Origin of the sequence: Clostridium pacaense (assembly GCF_020709765.2) — a bacterium.
Classification (GTDB): Bacteria; Bacillota; Clostridia; order Lachnospirales; family Lachnospiraceae; genus Enterocloster; species Enterocloster hominis.
Genome location: NZ_JAJFEB020000020.1, coordinates 38,636 through 56,833 on the forward strand (window position 1 = coordinate 38,636; position 18,198 = coordinate 56,833).

17 protein-coding genes are annotated in these 18,198 nt (G+C 55.2%); all 17 read right to left on the reverse strand.

The features are described from left to right. Positions 1 to 185: 185 nt before the first annotated feature. Positions 186 to 500, reverse strand: a complete 315-nt coding sequence (locus LK536_RS52845) for a DUF1540 domain-containing protein (RefSeq protein ID WP_025482848.1) — start codon at positions 498 to 500, stop codon at positions 186 to 188. A gap of 60 nt (positions 501 to 560) precedes the next feature. Beyond that, positions 561 to 2,177, reverse strand: coding sequence for a glycoside hydrolase family 113 protein (locus LK536_RS52850; RefSeq protein ID WP_227796917.1), 1,617 nt, complete (start codon positions 2,175 to 2,177; stop codon positions 561 to 563). Continuing rightward, positions 2,174 to 3,547 (reverse strand): MATE family efflux transporter, encoded by a 1,374-nt coding sequence (locus LK536_RS52855; RefSeq protein WP_025482850.1) that lies wholly within the window; start codon positions 3,545 to 3,547, stop codon positions 2,174 to 2,176. Before LK536_RS52855 ends, LK536_RS52850 begins: the two co-directional genes overlap by 4 nt. A 51-nt stretch (positions 3,548 to 3,598) precedes the next feature. Continuing rightward, the gene (locus tag LK536_RS52860) at positions 3,599 to 4,189 is read right to left on the reverse strand and encodes a nucleotidyltransferase family protein (protein WP_227796918.1); all 591 of its coding nucleotides are present in this window, start codon (positions 4,187 to 4,189) and stop codon (positions 3,599 to 3,601) included. A 1-nt stretch (position 4,190) separates the two neighbouring features. Beyond that, positions 4,191 to 5,009, reverse strand: a complete 819-nt coding sequence (gene yqeC / locus LK536_RS52865) for a selenium cofactor biosynthesis protein YqeC (protein ID WP_227809772.1) — start codon at positions 5,007 to 5,009, stop codon at positions 4,191 to 4,193. 459 nt (positions 5,010 to 5,468) lie between these two features. Beyond that, positions 5,469 to 6,509: an XdhC family protein gene (locus LK536_RS52870; protein ID WP_227796920.1), complete on the reverse strand. Its 1,041-nt coding sequence runs from the start codon at positions 6,507 to 6,509 to the stop codon at positions 5,469 to 5,471. Further along, positions 6,506 to 7,447 (reverse strand): NTP transferase domain-containing protein, encoded by a 942-nt coding sequence (locus LK536_RS52875; protein ID WP_025482852.1) that lies wholly within the window; start codon positions 7,445 to 7,447, stop codon positions 6,506 to 6,508. The genes LK536_RS52870 and LK536_RS52875 overlap by 4 nt, the downstream gene beginning before the upstream one ends. A 15-nt stretch (positions 7,448 to 7,462) precedes the next feature. Next, positions 7,463 to 8,626 (reverse strand): sulfate/molybdate ABC transporter ATP-binding protein, encoded by a 1,164-nt coding sequence (locus LK536_RS52880; protein WP_235712258.1) that lies wholly within the window; start codon positions 8,624 to 8,626, stop codon positions 7,463 to 7,465. Positions 8,627 to 8,629: 3 nt separating this feature from the next. After that, positions 8,630 to 9,301 carry a molybdate ABC transporter permease subunit gene (gene modB, locus LK536_RS52885; RefSeq protein ID WP_025482854.1) on the reverse strand — a complete coding sequence of 224 codons (672 nt, stop codon included), beginning with the start codon at positions 9,299 to 9,301 and terminating at the stop codon, positions 8,630 to 8,632. Positions 9,302 to 9,463: 162 nt separating this feature from the next. Then, positions 9,464 to 10,372, reverse strand: a complete 909-nt coding sequence (gene modA, locus LK536_RS52890; protein ID WP_227796921.1) for a molybdate ABC transporter substrate-binding protein — start codon at positions 10,370 to 10,372, stop codon at positions 9,464 to 9,466. A 195-nt stretch (positions 10,373 to 10,567) separates the two neighbouring features. Continuing rightward, positions 10,568 to 11,626, reverse strand: a complete 1,059-nt coding sequence (locus LK536_RS52895) for an MOSC domain-containing protein (RefSeq protein ID WP_227796922.1) — start codon at positions 11,624 to 11,626, stop codon at positions 10,568 to 10,570. A gap of 10 nt (positions 11,627 to 11,636) precedes the next feature. Next, entirely contained in the window at positions 11,637 to 12,698 is a 1,062-nt protein-coding gene (gene moaA, locus LK536_RS52900) for a GTP 3',8-cyclase MoaA (protein WP_227796923.1), read from the reverse strand. Between the two features lie 17 nt (positions 12,699 to 12,715). Beyond that, positions 12,716 to 13,195, reverse strand: coding sequence for a cyclic pyranopterin monophosphate synthase MoaC (gene moaC / locus LK536_RS52905; RefSeq protein WP_008722265.1), 480 nt, complete (start codon positions 13,193 to 13,195; stop codon positions 12,716 to 12,718). Positions 13,196 to 13,208: 13 nt separating this feature from the next. Then, the gene (locus LK536_RS52910) at positions 13,209 to 14,267 is read right to left on the reverse strand and encodes a molybdopterin-binding protein (protein WP_227796924.1); all 1,059 of its coding nucleotides are present in this window, start codon (positions 14,265 to 14,267) and stop codon (positions 13,209 to 13,211) included. Positions 14,268 to 14,400: 133 nt separating this feature from the next. Beyond that, positions 14,401 to 15,456 carry a histidine phosphatase family protein gene (locus tag LK536_RS52915; RefSeq protein WP_227796925.1) on the reverse strand — a complete coding sequence of 352 codons (1,056 nt, stop codon included), beginning with the start codon at positions 15,454 to 15,456 and terminating at the stop codon, positions 14,401 to 14,403. Between the two features lie 10 nt (positions 15,457 to 15,466). Continuing rightward, entirely contained in the window at positions 15,467 to 16,411 is a 945-nt protein-coding gene (locus tag LK536_RS52920) for an NTP transferase domain-containing protein (protein WP_008722259.1), read from the reverse strand. A 294-nt stretch (positions 16,412 to 16,705) separates the two neighbouring features. Further along, positions 16,706 to 18,163 carry a glycoside hydrolase family 1 protein gene (locus LK536_RS52925; RefSeq protein WP_227796926.1) on the reverse strand — a complete coding sequence of 486 codons (1,458 nt, stop codon included), beginning with the start codon at positions 18,161 to 18,163 and terminating at the stop codon, positions 16,706 to 16,708. Between the last annotated feature and the right edge of the window lie 35 nt (positions 18,164 to 18,198).

Consider the following 18,198-nt stretch of genomic DNA (forward strand, 5'->3'; position numbering starts at 1 on the left):
GGCAAAAATCTTGGACCCTTATCCAGATTATTATATGATAAAACGCCCTGATTTGCAAGCGGTTCACACATTCCGGCCCTTAATCCTGTCCCTTGGCAACCGGAATTTCGTGAAAAACAGAAAATTGGGGCTGCCATACCGTATCCTTCCGGTATGGCAGCCCCAATCTGCAGCCAAAGCCAATCTTATTTTGCTTTAAATGTATTGCACCTGGTCTCCGTACATTCACAGGCCCCGTCCCCGCTGATGTCAATGCGCTCAGCAGTACAGCGGTGCTCCTCGTTGTAAATGCATTTTACGGCGTCGCAGGCAATATCGAGCCTTGTCTCAGGAGTCTTAAACAGGTTGGTGAACCTTCCGCCCTTGTTCTCATCAAAGCTTGCACAGCATGTCTGCTCAGCTTCCTTTGCCTTGTTCCCGTCCACGGCAATGGCCGCCTTGCAGCAGCAGTTATCCGCATTGTGCACACAGTTCTTAACGCTACATTCCAGCTTAGTCATGATCATTTCCTCCTTCTCATGGTTTAAACGTCTACCGATGACAAGGATAGTATGCGCTTTTTATAGATTTTGATTCATTAGACGGAGCGCTTCAATGCAGCTTCCCTCGGAACCGTCCATCTGGTACAGTTCGCCCTGGGTCGTGAATGTAAATACCTGGACGTCATCCACATAGGCGGTGCTTCCGCTGACACTGATGGAGAAATCCTTTGCGCTGCAATTTTCAAAAACCAGCTCAACCGTGCGCGCGCCCTTTACCTCCAAGGTCCTGGTACGCCCTGACGCGCTGACGGACAGCTGGCTGCTGCCCTCGCTTTCCGCCAGGAACCTTACATGTGTATCCTTTCCTGTTGTGCCTGTCATACGGTTTCCGATATCCTGGTAAATGCCTGCGCCGCCCGGGATCATGGCCTGCCTGGTGCTGTCCCGCGTGACCACGCTGCTGCCGCCAGAAAACCTCCAGCCTTCCTGTCCCAGCCCGAACTGGGCATTGTAGAGCTTATTGTCGCCGTAATCCCGGTATGTCCATATGCCGTATCCCATGGTCATGCTTTTTAAGACAGGGGCCGCCTTCTCCAGGAACAGTGCCTTCTGGTCGTCCATCAGCTGGGCGTTGTGCTCATATCCCACTGTGTTGTCCGTGAAAAGGAACTGGTCGATGTACACCGGCTTTCCGCCGCTGTACACGTGAAGCCGGTTCATGAACACGGGAAGTTTCTCCAGGACCTCCTCTGCCGTAACCCTTTCATGTTCATTCAAAAAGCCCATTGGCACGCTGTACATGGTGCTTGTATAGGCTGCATCCCCGCATGGGAAGGTAGATGAATGCATGAATCCCTCCAGCGACCCGTCCCCGTGTTCCACAGGATCCACATCCAGCCGTACCTCCATGGAAAGGCCGGGAAATGCTTCCTGGCTTTCAGCCAGCAGTCCATTGAGGAAATCATCATAAAACTCAAAGAATATCTTCCTGGCATAGGAATCCTTTTCCGGAAAATACAGGTCGTCATAGCTTTCCAGGGAATGCCCGTATATGTCCTCCAGTTCCTCAAGGGTATAATGTTCCCCGGCATACTCCGTATAGCCGCACTGCCTGGCCATTTTCTTTCCGCTGGCTTTATTTCCCAGGCTGGCGCTGGTGTCCGTAAAGTTCCAGAAATCCTCCCATGTGATGAAGCCCCCGCAGAAATTCCCATGGGACGAGGCCCGTTCATAAAGACGGCCCACATATTCCATCCAGGCGTCCCGGACCTCCCCGTCATACATAAGCCCCCGGTAGCGGGAGAGCACATTATCCCTTCCGTAATAATCCCATGTATACCCCACGCGCAGCATGACGCTCAGTCCCTGGTCCGCGGCGGCTTCCATGACCCGGTCCAGCTTATCCCAGGCATAGCTGTTATAGGTGCAGGGCGATGTGTCCGGCTGGAACTCCCTCCAAGGCACCACAAGGATGATGTTGTTGAACCCGTCTTCGGCAATCTGCGCCAGTTCCTCATCCATACGGCTGCTTTCACTGTTCCAGAAATTGATGACCCAGTCATCGGAATAATAGGTGGCGGACCTTAAATATCCCGCCTGACCGGATGCATGGTCTTCCGCCCTGGCAAATCCGGTGGTGAACAGAAAGGCCGCCGCCCCAAGTGCTGCCGTTATCCTAAGTACATTTCTCTTCATTGGTTGGTTTTCTCCTTCGCCCCGCGTTTTAGCTCCGGCCACACCGTGAGCATCATGGTCCCGAAACATGCCGTACCGCCGATAAAGTTGGAGATTGGCTCTGCCATTAATATTCCCGCCGTACCCAGATTGAATACGGACGGCAGGATCAGGATCAGCGGAATGACAATGATGACCTTGCGGAAAATGGAAAAGAACACCGCATTCTTCGATTTTCCAAGCCCCACGAACACGGCCTGGCCCGCAAACTGGAGGGACATCATGAAAAATCCGAAGAAATACACCCGCATGGCAGGAACGCCCGCTTCCACCAGTTCCCCTTCCCGGTTAAAGATGCGGATGAAGAATTCCGGACATTCATGTACAAAGAGCCATACAACCACCGTGTATGCAATGCTGACCACGGACATGAACACAATGGACTTCCTGACCCTGCCGTATTCCCTTGCCCCGTAATTAAACCCCATCACCGGCTGGGCGCTGTTGGTAAGGCCATTGACCGGCATGGAAATGACCTCCCGCACCGAGTTGATGACCGTCATGATCCCCACATACAGGTCGCCGCCGAACTTCTGTAGCATGACATTGTACATGATCTGCACGGAGCTGTTGGTAATGGACATGGTAAAGCCGGACATGCCCAGCCCCACAATGCGCAGGATGCGGGCGCCTTCCAGCTTCATGGCGGACGGGCGCAGCCGCAGGATTGTCCTTTTTCCGGTGAGGAACGCGATGATCCACGCAGCAGACAGGAACTGTGACAGGATGGTTGCCAGGGCAGCCCCCCTGACGCCCATGTGGAACACAAAAATAAATATGGGGTCCAGTATGATGTTGCTCACAGCGCCCAGCAGCACGGTCATCATGCCCACGGTCCCGAATCCCTGGGAGTTGATGAAGCTGTTCATGCCAAGACCTGTCATCACGAAGATATTGCCCATCAGGTAGATGGTTATGTAGGCGTCCGCATAGCCTATGGTTGCGTCGCTGGCCCCGAACAGATACAGCATGGGGCGTTTGAATATAAGCCCCGTGGCCGTCAGGAGGATTCCCACTGCCATCATCATCACGAAGGCATTGCCCATGATGGACTCTGCCTCGGATGTATTGCCCCGCCCCCGTTCAATGGAACACAGCGGGGCGCCTCCCATGCCGAACAGGTTCGCAAAGGCAATGACAATGGATATGATGGGAAGGCACAGCCCCAATCCGGTCAGGGACAGGGTGGCGTTTTCCGGTATCATCCCTATGTATATCCGGTCAACGATATTGTACAGTACATTAATCAGCTGGGCCAGGGTCATGGGCAGGGCCAGCTTCAGGATATTCTTTATGACGCTGCCCTTTGAAAAGTCATTCATCTCACTCATACAATCCCCCCTTTCCCACAGGCACGGCCCGCGCACGGTCCCGCGGTACGGTTACCGTTCCAGGTCTTCCTGCACATCGATGTCCTTTAATTCCCCTGCCGGGACCTCCATGGTCCATACATCCTCCGGGTGCGCCTTCATGATTACGCTGCCGCCCCGGTCCCCCATAAGCGCCAGCAGCTCCTTTTTGTATCTGCGGGAAAATGCCGCCGGATTCCCTCTCCGGCCCCCGCTTTCCACACAGCCGATCCCGGATCCGCATCCTGCAAACCCGCGGACAAAGGAGGCCACGGTAGACCCCTTCATATAGGGCTGGTCCGCCACAAAAAACAGAAGGATGTCCGCATCCTCCCCCGCGGCTTCAGTGCCCAGGCGCAGGGAAGCCGTAATCCCCTGGCTGCTGGAACCGTTATACACGGTTTCCAGTCCCAGGCCGTTCCCATCCTCCAATATGTCCCGGTACTGGCTGACCAGTATCAGGCGCACGTCAAATCCATCCTTTTCCCTCAGTTCCCCGGCTGCCGCCAGCAGGCATTCCAGCCCATGGCGGTACAGCGGCCTGCCGTCCAGCATGGCGCACAGTTTGTTGGAGCCGAACCTGCTGCCATATCCGGACGCCATATAGATAAATGATATATTCATGTTAAAATAATCCTGCGGACGTTTCCTCCAGCAGCCTGCCTGCTGCAATCCCGCCCTCCTCCTTCATTTCATCCAAAAGCCCGGACGCAGCCCGTGCAAGTTCCACCGTGTCGGCCTGGTTCAATACAGGTATGGTCTCTGCCTGCGGATACTGCGCCCGGAGCGGTTCCAGATACCCATACCGCATCAGGCAGCCCATGTCCTCCAGGGTTATCCGCCACTGTCCGTCTTCCCCACCATCATAATCCCTGCGCCCATGGATCTCCATGACACGCTGCGCCGTCTCCAGGCGGAAGCACCTTTCAGCGGCCAGGCTGCCTGCGGCCATAAGTCCGCTGACACAGAGGATTAAATCCGTATTGTCCGGTATGACCGGCTCATTGCCCCGCGGCACCTTGAGAGGCAGCCGTTTGGCCCCGTCCGCCTCCACCAGCACCAGGTCGGCCAGGGCGCACAACCTGTGATAGGCCGCGTCCCCCATGTAGGAAATCTTCCCTTCCCCATTGGTCTGCCCGGCCACCACGGCGTGTTCCCGGTCAAGCATTGCCTTCACATCCTCTTCCCTGCACGAAAAAACGCCCAGGCGCAGCGGCACGGCCATGTGGGTGGTGGTGGTCACAAGGACTTTAAGCCCCTGTTCCATCCCCTCCCATGCAAGACGGCGGATCAGGGAGGTTTTTCCGCCTCCGCCTGTTAAGGAAATCACATATGGCCCGCTGCCTTTTTTTGCCTTCTGTCCCATCCGCCCTTTCAGGTCCAGCGCGTCAAAAAGCCTGTCCGACCGGTTCCATCCGCCTCCGTCCTTATAGTATGCATCCATGCCCATCCTCCCTCCTGTGCGCCATTCCAATCCTTCCCATTCCAACCCTTCAGTTTCCCGTACAGATTATCTTAACATAAATTACAATTTAAGGAAAGCCATAAACGCACAAAAACAGCCGGGAACCAGCGGCCCTGCCCTGTGTTCCTGACTGTTTTTCCTATCATTTGGTCAATTGCTTCCCATTTTATTTACGGATGTTATCCCTGATGACGCCATACAGCTCCACACTGAGGATGCCGTATGCAAGTATGATTGCAATTACTGCCATCTGCGTTCCCTTCTTTCAAAGTATTCTGCTTATCATTTGGATACTCTGATTATAGCCCGGAACCCGCTGGCGCACAATCCGCAATATAGATGATCTTTCAGACCGTACATCCTCTGTTTTTGTTTATTAATACAAATTATTTTAGGTTACCTAAAAATTTTTGTATTTTATTTAACGAAGTCTTATCCTCACTTCCTGCGTCCCATCCTGGCAGCCCGCTCACAGATTAACTCGCCTGCAATGCTGATGGCTATCTCTGCCGGTGTCTCCGCCCGGATTTCCGTCCCGATGGGCATGTGGCAGGCTTCTATCTCTTCCCTTGTAAAGCCGTCTGCCAGCAGTTTGTCCGTTACCACCCTGATTTTATTCCTGCTTCCCATGATGCCGATGTAGCCCGGCTTCATGGACAGGGCCTGGCGCTGCACATAGTAGTCAAACTGGTGGCCCCTGGTCATGACGCACACATAGTCGCAGGGCCTGACGTCAATGTAACTGCCAATCTCTTCCAGGTTCCCGACAATGGTTCCTGCTGCCTGGGGAAATACTTCACGGTTGGCAAATTCCTCCCGGTCGTCCATGACCACGCACCGGAACCCCACATGGGACAGGACAGGCACCAGCTCCTGGGCCACATGTCCGCCGCCGAAGATATAGACCGTCCCTGCCTGGACCAGGGGTTCGATGTAATATCTGCGTCCCCCGATTTCCTGCTGAAGGGTCCTGCCTGTAAAGAGCGGTTCCTGAAGCTCCAGCTCTGCCTGCTCCGGCCTGTCCATGCCTGTAAGGCCTGTGCTTTTGCTGTAAAGCCCCATCTGCCAGCAGGTTTCGTCCGTTATGTCCAGGAGCAGCCAGCTGTCCTCATCCCTGCCAAGGGCGTCCCGCACCTTGGTGCAGAATTCTGCAAATGCCCTGTCATCCGGGCGGATATACTGAAAGTAAACCACCACGTTGCCGCCGCAGACCATGCCGATATCAGCTACCTGGTTCCGGTTCAGGGTGAATCCCTTTGTATAGGAAGATTTATGTTTCATGGCTTCCATGGCCGTGAGTATGGCCTGGTATTCCACTGATCCGCCGCCCACGGTCCCCTTGATGGTGCCGTCCTGCCTCACCAGCATGCGCGAACCGGCGCCCCTGGGCGTGGAGCCGGAGCTGGCTATGATCGTGACCAGCACAGCCTCCTCCCCTTTTGCCAATACATTGGATAACTCTTCAAATAATGCTTTCATAGACCTGTCTCATCCTCCATGGAAAAATATTTTTCATATAGCTTCTGCGCATCCTCCCTCAGTTCCTTCTCCATCCGGAGGAAACGGGCCAGGAAATCCCTGGCCTTGGGGGTCAGCAGGGACGAACCTCCCTCTGCCCCGCCTGACTGGGTAATCAGCAGGGGGTATCCAAGCTGTTTTTCCGCTGCCTTCAGTATCTTCCAGCCCTTGGTATAGGACATGTGCATCTGTCTGCAGGCTGTCTGCATGGAACCCGTATGGTCAATCAAGGACAGGAACTGGGCCACGGAGGGACCGAAAAACCCGTCATCCCGCTCCAGAGTCAGCTGGACCTGGGGGAAAATGTCCAGCCGTTCATTGTCCAGGTTACTCTGGGCGCGGTCCTCATCCGTTTCCACGGCCAGGATGATTCCCTGGTCCTCCACCTCAACCTCGGCCGCGCACCGGTACACATCCGCCTGCCTGAGGGCGCCCCGAAGCCCCTGTTCCCCCTTGTAATTCAGCAGTTTACCGATGACGGCGCTGGAAACCAGCACCGGATGCCCCCTTCTTCCCTCAAATACAGGGCAGACCACCTGGGCATCGGTATCCATCATCCGCTTTATGGTTTCCGGAAGGAACATGGGGAACTTGGCAGGCAGGATGAATACCCGGTCGCATAAATCCTCAATATAGTTCAGGCCCAGACAGATGCTGTTATACATCTGGGTATGCCCATAATTCTGATTGCGCAGGCAGATGACGCGCAGGCCCGCAATGTGTTTCTCCACCTCATCCCCCTGTTCCCCTGTGATTACCACCACCGGGTCAATGCCGGACCGCTTAAGGGTGATGATGATCCTTCTGATGACCGTACTGTCCCCTATGGGAAGCATGGGTGAAAAACTGCTTACGGAACTTTTGTGCCCTGCCGCAACAACCACTGCGCCTGTCCTCATATCCACATTCTCCTTTTATCCATTTAACTCCCCTGTGAGTAACAGCAGTGCCGCAGGCTCCACCCGCAGCCACCCCGGTACAAGCCCGGCGGTATTGTGGGTGTGGATATCCTTTTCCTTTTTCCACCACAGGCCGTTGGACAATGTAATGTACCACTCAAAGGGCATCTCGGAAATATTGGGAGACCCCACCTGGATCAGGTTTCCGTTTTCCCTGCCTTTCCATTGCTCTGCCTCCCCATCGGACAGGGGTTCAAAATCATGTGCCCTGATACCCACCGCCGTGATGGAACCGTCCACATCCCGGTCCGTTGTAAGCTCTAACCCGCCCCAGTCCAGGGCCTTTATGCGCCGCGGACCCAGACGTCCAATCCTGGATATGTTCTTACAGCCCGTGAGCCTGGCTGCCTGGCAGGTGATGGGACACTGGAATATGTCCCTGGTCTTCCCACTGGCCAGCACACTTCCCCTGTCCAGCAGGAGAAGGCTGTCACAAAGCTGGTACGCCTCATCCCTGTCATGGGTCACCATGACGCTGACCCCGTCGTAATCCTTCAGGACGCTGGCCAGTTCCAGCCTCAGCCCTTCCCTTAGATACGTATCCATGGCTGAAAATGGTTCATCTAACAATAGCACCTCCGGCCCATATGCAAGGATGCGGGCCAGGGCCACCCTCTGCTGCTGCCCCCCGGAAAGCTGTGCCGGATAGCGCTGTTCCAGGCCTTCCAGCCTGAACCTTGAAAGCATTTCCCTGACCTTTCCGTCCTTCTCCTTCTGGGTCAGGGGCTGGCGCTTCCTGGACACGGCCTTCCTTCCGCCCGCGCTGTTTAAGCCGGTCAATATGTTCTGTTCCACCGTCATGTTGGGAAACAGGGCGTAATTCTGGAACAGGTAGCCTACCCTGCGCACCTGGGGCCTTTCATTGACCTTTAAGGATGAATCGTAAAGCACCCTTCCCCCTGCCGCTTCCCCCTGGGCATACTGGATTGCTATCCTGCCCGAATCCGGCCTTACAATGCCTGCAATGGATTTAAGGGTCATGCTTTTGCCGCAGCCCGATGGTCCCAGTATCCCAAGACATCCCATTCCGGCCTCAAATCCAATGTCCAGGCTGAATTCCTTCAGCTTCTTTTTTATATCCACTCCCAAACGGAGATCATGTACTGAATCCACAACCATATCCTAACCCCTCCTGCTTCCGGTCCGAAGGGCCGCCCAGTTCATAAGAAAAACCGAAATAAATGCAATCACCACAATGATGGCCACATAGCTGTATGCCTTATCCATGTTTCCGGCAGCCACCTCGGAATAGACCGCCATGGGCAGGGTCCTTGTCTTGCCCGCGATGTTGCCGGCAATCATGGCCGTGGCGCCGAACTCCCCAAGCCCTCTTGCAAAGGCCAGCACGCCGCCGCTGACAACGCCCGGCACTGCGTTGGCAATCAATACCTTCCAGAAAATACTCCACTCGCTCATACCCAGGGTCCTGGCCGCCGCCACCAGGTTCTGGTCCACCTGTTCAAATGCGCCTCTGGCCGACCTGTACATCAGCGGAAAGGACATGACGATGGCCGCAATGACGGTGGCCGCCCAGGAAAATGCAATCTTAATGCTGAAATAGTCAATAAAAAACTGCCCTACCGGGCGTTTGACCCCAAATATATAGAGAAGGAAAAAGCCGGCCACCGTAGGCGGAAGCACCAGCGGAAGCGTCAGCACCCCGTCCCAGAACAGCCTCCACACCTCATTTTTAAGGCTTACCACTGCCCAGGCAGCAAAAATCCCAAGGAAAAATGTAATCAAAATCGACAGGCTGGCTGTCTTCATCGAAATCAGTATGGGTGACCAATCCATGTATGTACCCTCTCTCCCATTATTATGTCTGACCAGGGCCGCAGATGGCGGGAATGAATGATCAAACAGACCCCGGACCGCCCAGGCCGGCGTACACCGGAACACATCATAGCCGTTGTCCCGGTGCATCCGGCAAAACCTTTACTCCTGCTTCTGCCCTTACTATTCTCCCTTTGTGAATCCGTAAGACTCAAACACCTTCATGGCTTCATCAGTTTTCAGGAATTCGACAAAGTTCTTAGCCGCCTCTTCATTGGCAGTGTTCTTCACAACGGCAACCGGATAGATTACCTTCTTGGCCAGGCTGCCCTCCGGAGCCTCTGCAACCACCTGAACCTGGTCTGCCATGCTGGCTGCATCGGTTGCATATACGATGCCTGCGTCCGCGCTGGCTGCCGCAACCTGGTTAAGTACCTCTGTCACGTTTGTGCCAAAGCTTACCTTATCCTGAATTTTATCCCAAATCCCAAGGCTCGTCAATGCTTCTTCCGCATACTGTCCTGCCGGGACACTGGCCGGGTCTCCCAGTGCAATGCTCTCAGCCTTTTCAATGTCCTCAAACCTGGCAAGGCCAGAACCGCTGCCCGCGGGTACGATCAGCACAATCTTGTTCTCCAGCAGGTTGGTGATGGTGTCAGAAGCAATCATCCCTTCCCCGTCAAGGGCCGTCATCTGCTTGGTTGCCGCCGACATGAATACATCGGCTTCCAGGCCTTCCTCAATCTGTGTCTGGAGCTTGCCTGAACTGTCATAGGTCCCCTTCACAGTAACGCCCGGATACTTGGCCTGGAACATGGGAATCAGTTCTTCCTCATAGGCATTCTTAAGGCTGGCCGCTGCCGCCACCAGGATTTCGGTCTCCTGGCCGGAGGCCGCCTCTGCCTTGGTATCTGCCTCCGCCTTGGTATCTGCTTCGGTTTCTGTCCCCGCGTCAGTCCCTGCCGTGGTCCCGGCTTCTGCCGCAGTCTCAGAAGGCGCTGCTGTGGTTGCCGCTTCCTTGGATGCCCCGCATCCTGCCAGTACGGTTGCTGCCATCACGGCCGCCATCATCATGGTAATGTGTTTTTTCATAATCTTCTGCTCCTTTTTATTATAATATGATGTATTGTAAACGGACAAGAACCGTCCGTTATACTCGAATGGATATATCGAAGTCCAGGCAAAAGCCCACCCATGACAGGTGGGCCTGCCGGTTTGTATCCGTTATATGCTGTGATTAAACAGTTGCTGCCTGCCGCGGCAATCGTCCGCCCCGCATCCCGCCATTCAGTGTCTGGCGCACTCGGATGCGCTTCCGCGCAGTATCTTAATCCCATGTTCCAGGGAATCCATGATGAATCCAAGGCTTTCCTTAACCGCCTTGGGGCTGCCCGGAAGGTTTACGATCAATGTTTTCTTACGGATTACGGACGCGCCCCTGCTGAGCATGGCCCTGTCTGTGATCTGAAGGGATTTATAGCGGATTGCCTCCGCAATCCCAGGCGCATTCCGGTCCGCCACTGCCAGGGTTGCCTCCGGCGTCTGGTCCCTCAGGGAAAATCCGGTCCCGCCGCTGGTAAGGATCAGATCCACCTGGCGTCCGTCCGCCAGGCGCATGAGCTGTGTCTTTAACAAGGCAGGTTCATCCGGTATGAGAAGGGTTTCCACCACCTCATAACCCGCCTGCTCCAGCATTTCCCTGGCAGCGGGGCCGCTCTCATCCTTCCGCTCGCCTCTGGCGCCTTTGTCGCTGAGGGTAATGACAGCCGCGGTAAAGGGCCTGTCTTCCTTTGGCAGTTCAATACGCATCTCATCGCCCGGACGGATGACGCCTTCCTTCAGCACCTTGGCAAACACGCCCTCCCTTGGCATGATGCATTCGCCCATGCGTTTGTAGATGGCGCAGTGGCTGTGGCATTCCTTGCCGATCTGGGTCATCACAAGCTCCACGGTTCCCGCGTACAGCTTCGTGCCCACCGGCAGGGCACGGAAGTCCAGGCCTTCCACCACCAGGTTCTCCCCGAAGGCCCCATCGCCCACGTCAGCTCCCCTCTCGTTAAACGCCTTTACCTTATCATAGGAAAGAAGGCTCACCTGACGGTGCCAATTGCCGCCATGGGCATCCCCTTCAATTCCGAAATCCACCAGGAAATGCCCTTCCTCAATGGCCCTTTTTTCAATTCCCCTGATGTCGCTGATGCAGATGGCCTTCACCACGCCCGTGGGCAGCACGCCTTCCCCTCTTGTAGGAAGTGCTCCTTCCCCGCCTGTAGGAAGTACTCCTTCCACACGTTTCCCCGGCTGATCCAGCTGAGGGCTTTCCTTTTTCTCTGTCATGTCTCCCATAACCCTTCCATTATCCTCCGATAGCAATCATATTGTGTGATTCCGTTATCATCCCCGGCCGCTCAAAGCAGTGGGCCGCAGGCTTTTCTGTTATGGCCTTTTCCATGGCGGCCGCAAGACGGGCCTGAAGCTTTTCATCGCCCGGACATTCCCTTAATGGCCAATGGTAATGGCCGTCGCCCTCCGGCGTCCTTAAGCCCTCCCGCAGGACCGCGCGCAGGTCCACACCGTCCTCATAGCACAGGCAGGTCTTTAAAAAGCCCTGTGAGGTCAGGCGGACACGGTTGCACGCATCACAGAACTTCCCGTGGATGGCGCTGATAAGCCCAACGCTTCCAAGGGCGCCCGGTATCCGGTAGTATACGGCCGGTCCATAGCCGTGCTCCGTATCATCCTCTGTAAGCCCCGGATATTCCCTGTGCATCTCTTCCAGCAGGTCCTTGTGGTTGATGGTCTTAAACTGCCTGCCGTATCCGATGGGCATCATTTCAATAAAACGCACGTCTACCGGATAACGGCTGGTCAGTTCCACCAGCTCCTTCCACCAGATTCCCTCGGGGCCATGGCAGTCTTCCCCGCCCATGGAACTAAAATCAATGGAAACAGCATTGATCTTAATCCTTACAGGCAGATTCGCGGACCGCTCTATGGTCTTCATCACGGCGGCCAGCCTGTCAAAGCCTGTAATCCGCTCATACATACACGGGTCCAGGGTATCCAGGCTGATGTTGATGCCATCAATCCCCGCCTCTATGAGAGGCTCCAGATACCGGTCCAGCAGCACGCCGTTGGTGGTGATGGTCACCTTCTCAATACCGGGTATGGATTTTAACAGCTTCACCAGCTGGCAGCAGTCCCTGCGCACCAGAGGTTCCCCGCCCGTCACCTTAATCCGGCTGATGCCAAGGGAAGCGGCGCAGATGGCAATGGCCTCAATCTCCTCCAGGGACAGGATTTCCGAACGTGCCAGGCTTTCCACACCGTTTGGCATGCAGTACCTGCACCGCAGGTTGCACCGGTCCGTGATGGATATCCTCATATAGTCAATATTTCTTCCAAATGAATCTTTCATAGTAAAATGCTCCAACATCACTTCCTGGGGTTATGAAACTCCCCGCTCTTGCCTCCGGATTTGTGCTCCAGATAAATATTGCCAAGTTCCATGGTCTTGTCCACTGCCTTGCACATGTCATAGATGGTCAGGAGGGCAACCGTCACGCCTGTCAGCGCCTCCATCTCCACCCCGGTCCTGCCGGTGGTCCTGGCCGTGCAGGCCGCCTGTATCTCATGATTTTCTTCTATGATGGTAAAATCAATGGCCAGCTTTGTCAGGTTCAGGATATGGCACAGGGGAATCAGGTCGGAGGTGCGTTTTGCCCCCATGATTCCCGCCACCCTGGCAACCCCCAGCACATCGCCCTTGGCCATGGTGCCTTCCGCCACCTTTTTAAGACATTCGCTGCTCATGAAAATGCTGCCCTTTGCCACTGCCTCCCTTTTGGTGTCCGCCTTGTCACCCACGTCCACCATCAGGGCATTGCCCTGTTCATCAAAATGTGTGAATTCCATATTGCCGTCCCTCCTACAGTCCTTTTCCAAATCCGCAGTTGGGGAAGGTACAGACAGGACAGTTCAGGCACAGGCCGCCCTGTCCAAGGGCCGCAAGATCCTGGGCCGTCACCTCATCATCCGCCATGACCCTTGGAAGCACCAGGTCGAATATGGTGCGCTTTGCATACATCACACAGCCCGGAAGCCCCATGATGGCAACGGTGCGCCTTTCATCCCCCTGCGTCACGTCATAGTAGGCCAGAAGGAACATGGCCCCCGGAAGCACCGGCGCCCCGTATGACACAACCCTGGCCCCTGTGTTGCGGATGGCAAGAGGCGTCTTGTCGTCCGGGTCAACGCTCATGCCTCCGGTACAGATCACCACGTCGGCTCCCTTCTTAATCATGTCAAGGATGCTGGCCGTCACCTTGGCATCATTGTCATCCCAGGTCACATGGTCAATGACCTCCGTGTCAAACTCACTGATTTTTTCTTCGATGACAGGCGTGAAGGTATCCTTGATGCGCCCGTGGAAAACCTCATTGCCAGTGGTGACAATACCCACTTTTTTATGTACGAACGGTTTCAGCTCCAGGATCGGCCTTCCCTTCGTTGCCTGGGAGGCGGCTTCCTTTGCAGCAGCCATCTTCTCTTCCTCAATCACCAGAGGGATAATCCTGGTGCCCGCCAGCTTGTCCCCCTTCTTTACCGCGAAATTACCGTGGCGGGTGGCAATCATCATCTGCCCGAATCCATTGACCGCCTTAAGCCCGTCATTGTCCACCTTTAAAAGGCCGTCGCAGGAAGCAGTCAGTTCAATCTTCCCTTCCTTTGCCTGGGAGCGTTCCATATGCGCGCCCAGGCACATGGCGCAGAGTATCTCCGCCGCGTCATTCTCATGGAGCATCCCCTCTTCCTTCTCCCATACATAGAGCTGGTCCTTGCCAACGCTTAAAAGCACGGGGATGTCTTCCTTTGTCACCACATGTCCCTTGCGGAACACGGCGTCCTTGGTAACCCCCTTGATGATCTGCGTAATATCATGACACAGCACGGTTCCCTCTGCGTCCACTGTCTGAATCAGTTTCATTTGTCCTTAACCTCCACCCGTTATTTATTTTTTAAAATAACGCCATTTACAGGATATCACTTTTCAAGATTTTTGTAAACACTTTTGCAGTCAATAATTTCATTGTCAGAATACGGAAGCCTGACACCGGAACTCATCCTGTCTTCAATCCTGTCAGGCAGTTCCTTACCTTTTCCTCCATGGTCCTGGCCTGGCGGTAGCGCCGCTCATGGGCCGCCAGGGCGCCAGGATTTCCCCCGCATCTGGCCCTGCTCCTGGAAAACCGTTCATCCAGGGACATTTCCTGTTCCCCCTGGATCCATTTATCCGCCAGGTATACCACCGAGGTTTCGTTGATGATTTCATGCTCCAGGTCATGATGGCAGCGTATGATCTCAGCCACCAGGGGATAGCCCTCCCTTGTGAGGACCCTGGCCCCTTCCGCGGCATGGTCCTTCCTGTCCCTGACCACGTCGTGCAGCAGGGCCGCGCTGTGTATCAGCTCCATATTGACATAATATCCGGCCTCCTTAAGCGCACGCCCCAGACGGTCCGCCTGCTGCGCCACGGCCTTACAGTGGAGCCTTACACGCTCCGGGGTCCCATAGTGGTCCCATATGTCCCTGCACTCCCTGTCACAGGGGGATATCCTTGGTTTCCTGCCAGACTCAGCGGCAAAGACAGCTCCCCTGTCGTCAACTATGATCCGGCTGATCCCGCCGTAGGGCTGGGTCAGCGCCCTGGAGGTGTTAAGCGGATGGCCCGTTAGCCCGGCCAGATAACAGCAGTTAATCCCTGCATGGGCCACTGCCACCACATCCCCCTGCGTATGTGAAAGGATATGCTTAATGGTGTGGTCCATCCGCATAAGTCCGTGCTCCCGGCCCTCCCCCAAAAGAGGTTCGGATTCCAGTTCCTTCTTAAGGTCGCAGAGAGGGACATTTTCCCACTCCCCCATATCAAGCTCGGCCAGTCCCTCTGTCTCCAGCACAGGGAACCTGCCTCCCGCAAGGATTTTAGCGGTTTCCACCGAACGGGCCAGGGGACTGCAGAAGACCGCCTCCACGGGCCTGGTGCGGAAATACTCCCCCAGATCCTCTGCCTGTTTCCTGCCCACCTCATTAAGCGGAAGGTCGGTGCGGCCGATGCAGCGCCTCTTTCCTCCCGGAAAATCCACCATGCCATGCCTTACAAGATATACCGTCCTCATATATCCTCCTTTAGCCGTAAAGCCCCTTTCCGAAATATTTCCGGAAAATCACTTCCGTGCTCCGTGAAACCTCTGCAACCATCTGTTCATAGCCTTCTAAAAGCCTTGTGCCTTCCTCTGTCAGGCTGGAGCCGCCTCCGCCCATGCCCCCGGTCCTGCGGTTGACCACCGGGATTCCCAGCTGGCGCTCCACTTCCTTTATCATCCTGGTCCCCTTGCTGTAGGAAAGCCCAATCCGCAGACAGGCCTCCTGGATGGAGCCGGTCTGGCGTATCATATGGAGGAGCTGTCCTGTACCCGGCCCGAAGAACACATCCCCGGCCCTGAGCCTGACCTGCACCAGGGGGCTGATTGGATGCCCCATGCCCCTCCTGTAATTCCATTCAACCAGTTCCTGGTACTCCTCCTTTGTGTCCACATCGCGGTAAATCCCCTCATCCTCCACTTCCAGGTCCGTGACGCTGATGCCGGATTCCTCAATGGCCCCCCTGAGTCCCCGTCCGCCCTCATAGGCGCACAGCTGCCCTGCTATCTCATTTTGGAACATGATCGGATGCCCCGGCTCGCCTTTGCACACGGTGCGCACGATCCCGGCGTCAATCATCAGCACCTGGCGGATGGTCCGGGGCATGATGGCCGGTGTATCCATGGGCATCACCATGATCCGCTCACATTGTCCGGCAATGGCTTTCAAGCCCAGCCTGACCGAATCAAACATCTGCGTTTCCCTGTACCGTTCGTTCCTCACAAACCGAACGCCTGCATGGGAAAGATGGCGTTCCAGCTCCTCTGCCCGGTATCCCGTCACCACCACCAGGGGCGATACCTCCAGGCGCTTTAACATCATGACAATATGCAGCGCAATGGTAGAATCCCCAAAGGGCAGCATAGGCTTAAAATCCCCCATCCTGGATGAGAGTCCCGCCGCCACCAGCACGGCTCCTGTCTTCTTCATGGCCTCACCTGCTTTCATATTGACATTATTATATCAGAGGCGGGAAGGGGTTGATAGTAGTGTGGGATACAGGGTTTGCATATGTGACATGGAACAGGATGTTTTTCATGATGATCGGAATGCAAAAAAGGCCTGCGGCTTCCTCCTTCCATCACGAAGCCGCAGACCTTTTCATTTAATCCTGTGCGCCTGGTTCACGGATATTTCCTATCAGGCTTATCCTTTCAACGGGTTCCTGACCTTGGGTTGAACCACTTATCCTTTCAGCAGGCTCCTGACCTTGGGTTGAACCACTTATCCTTCCAGCAGGCTCCTGCCGTTGGACCCAATCACTTCTTTATACCATGCATAGCTGTCCTTCTTATACCGGGTCATGGGCGCTCCTTCCTCTTCCTCCCGGTCCACATAGATGAATCCATACCGCTTCTGGTACCCGTTCAGCCAGCTGAGCAGGTCCGTGAATGACCATGTGCAGTAAGCCAGCACCTCGCAACCTTCCTGGATGGCCCGGGCCAGGGCCTTTAAGTGTTCCTTCAGATACTCAATCCGGTAGGCATCATGGATGCTCCCGTCCTCTTCCTTCCTGTCAAATGCCCCCAGCCCGTTTTCAGATATCACAATGGGAAGGCCGTACCGGCTGGTAATCTCACGGCAGCAGAACTGAAGTCCCACCGGGTCAATGCTCCAGTCCCAGTCAGTTGTCATCAGATAGGGGTTGGCGGGATTTTTGTAGATTCCTGGGATGCCCACTTCCTGGGCGGAGCCTTTTACCCCGGTTGTATTCATGGTTCCGTACGGCGTCACACCGTCCGGCGGGTTGTATTCACACACACAGCTCTGGTAATAGTTCACCCCCATGAAGGTGATTTCCGCTGCCGCGCGCCTCAGGACGGACTCGTCCCCCGGCTGCATCCTAGGCGCTATTCCCTGCTCCTTCAGATAGGCCATGGCTGCCTTAGGGTAGCGGCCGTAAGCATACACGTCCATCCACCAGTAATTCTTCAGGTCATCGTAGTTGCATTTTGCCATTGCATTTTCCGGGCGGCAGTCCAGGGCGTAGGACGGGGTATAGGCAAAGCTGGCGCCGATGTGTCCCTTGCCCCCCATTTCCCGGTATTTAAGCACTGCTTTGGCGTGGGCCATGAACGCGTGATGGTTTACCTGATAGAACATCTTCCGGTCATCAAAATGCCCTGGGGGATGCTGGGCCGTAAGCCATCCAAGGGAGGTGAAGATGTTCTGTTCATTTAATGTGATCCAGTATTTAACCTTATTCCCGAAACGGCTGAATAAGGTTTGGGCATAAGCCACGTAATCGTCGATGATCCGCGGGCTTTCCCAGCCGCCGTAGGAATCAACCAGGGCCTGGGGCAGGTCCCAGTGGTAGATGGTGACCATGGGTTCGATATGGTGTTTCAGGCATTCATCGATAAGGGACTCATAGAAGGCCAGCCCCTTCTCGTTGACCTCACCGCTTCCAGACGGATAAATCCTTGCCCAGGCCACGGAAAAACGGTACGTCTTAAGCCCCATTTCAGCCATGAGGGCAATGTCCTCCCTGTATCTGTGGTAATGGTCCACCGCCACGTCCCCGGTGGTGGCCTTGAAGGTTTTTCCCGGTATGCGCACAAAGGTATCCCAGTTGGTCAGTCCCTTCCCGTCATCCAGGTATCCGCCCTCTACCTGATACGCGGCAGATGCGCTTCCCCAGAGAAAACCTTCCGGGAACTGGTTTGCTTTTATCTGAATCATGATTTTCCTCCTTGTTTAACATGTATTGCATTTAT

What these genes read in the sequence shown, in the direction of transcription:
- LK536_RS52845 (WP_025482848.1), bottom strand. Translation starts at nt 500, where the DNA reads ATGACTAAGCTGGAATGTAGCGTTAAGAACTGTGTGCACAATGCGGAT.
- LK536_RS52850 (WP_227796917.1), bottom strand. Translation starts at nt 2,177, where the DNA reads ATGAAGAGAAATGTACTTAGGATAACGGCAGCACTTGGGGCGGCGGCC.
- LK536_RS52855 (WP_025482850.1), bottom strand. Translation starts at nt 3,547, where the DNA reads ATGAGTGAGATGAATGACTTTTCAAAGGGCAGCGTCATAAAGAATATC.
- LK536_RS52860 (WP_227796918.1), bottom strand. Translation starts at nt 4,189, where the DNA reads ATGAATATATCATTTATCTATATGGCGTCCGGATATGGCAGCAGGTTC.
- yqeC (WP_227809772.1), bottom strand. Translation starts at nt 5,009, where the DNA reads ATGGATGCATACTATAAGGACGGAGGCGGATGGAACCGGTCGGACAGG.
- LK536_RS52870 (WP_227796920.1), bottom strand. Translation starts at nt 6,509, where the DNA reads ATGAAAGCATTATTTGAAGAGTTATCCAATGTATTGGCAAAAGGGGAG.
- LK536_RS52875 (WP_025482852.1), bottom strand. Translation starts at nt 7,447, where the DNA reads ATGAGGACAGGCGCAGTGGTTGTTGCGGCAGGGCACAAAAGTTCCGTA.
- LK536_RS52880 (WP_235712258.1), bottom strand. Translation starts at nt 8,626, where the DNA reads ATGGTTGTGGATTCAGTACATGATCTCCGTTTGGGAGTGGATATAAAA.
- modB (WP_025482854.1), bottom strand. Translation starts at nt 9,301, where the DNA reads ATGGATTGGTCACCCATACTGATTTCGATGAAGACAGCCAGCCTGTCG.
- modA (WP_227796921.1), bottom strand. Translation starts at nt 10,372, where the DNA reads ATGAAAAAACACATTACCATGATGATGGCGGCCGTGATGGCAGCAACC.
- LK536_RS52895 (WP_227796922.1), bottom strand. Translation starts at nt 11,626, where the DNA reads ATGGGAGACATGACAGAGAAAAAGGAAAGCCCTCAGCTGGATCAGCCG.
- moaA (WP_227796923.1), bottom strand. Translation starts at nt 12,698, where the DNA reads ATGAAAGATTCATTTGGAAGAAATATTGACTATATGAGGATATCCATC.
- moaC (WP_008722265.1), bottom strand. Translation starts at nt 13,195, where the DNA reads ATGGAATTCACACATTTTGATGAACAGGGCAATGCCCTGATGGTGGAC.
- LK536_RS52910 (WP_227796924.1), bottom strand. Translation starts at nt 14,267, where the DNA reads ATGAAACTGATTCAGACAGTGGACGCAGAGGGAACCGTGCTGTGTCAT.
- LK536_RS52915 (WP_227796925.1), bottom strand. Translation starts at nt 15,456, where the DNA reads ATGAGGACGGTATATCTTGTAAGGCATGGCATGGTGGATTTTCCGGGA.
- LK536_RS52920 (WP_008722259.1), bottom strand. Translation starts at nt 16,411, where the DNA reads ATGAAGAAGACAGGAGCCGTGCTGGTGGCGGCGGGACTCTCATCCAGG.
- LK536_RS52925 (WP_227796926.1), bottom strand. Translation starts at nt 18,163, where the DNA reads ATGATTCAGATAAAAGCAAACCAGTTCCCGGAAGGTTTTCTCTGGGGA.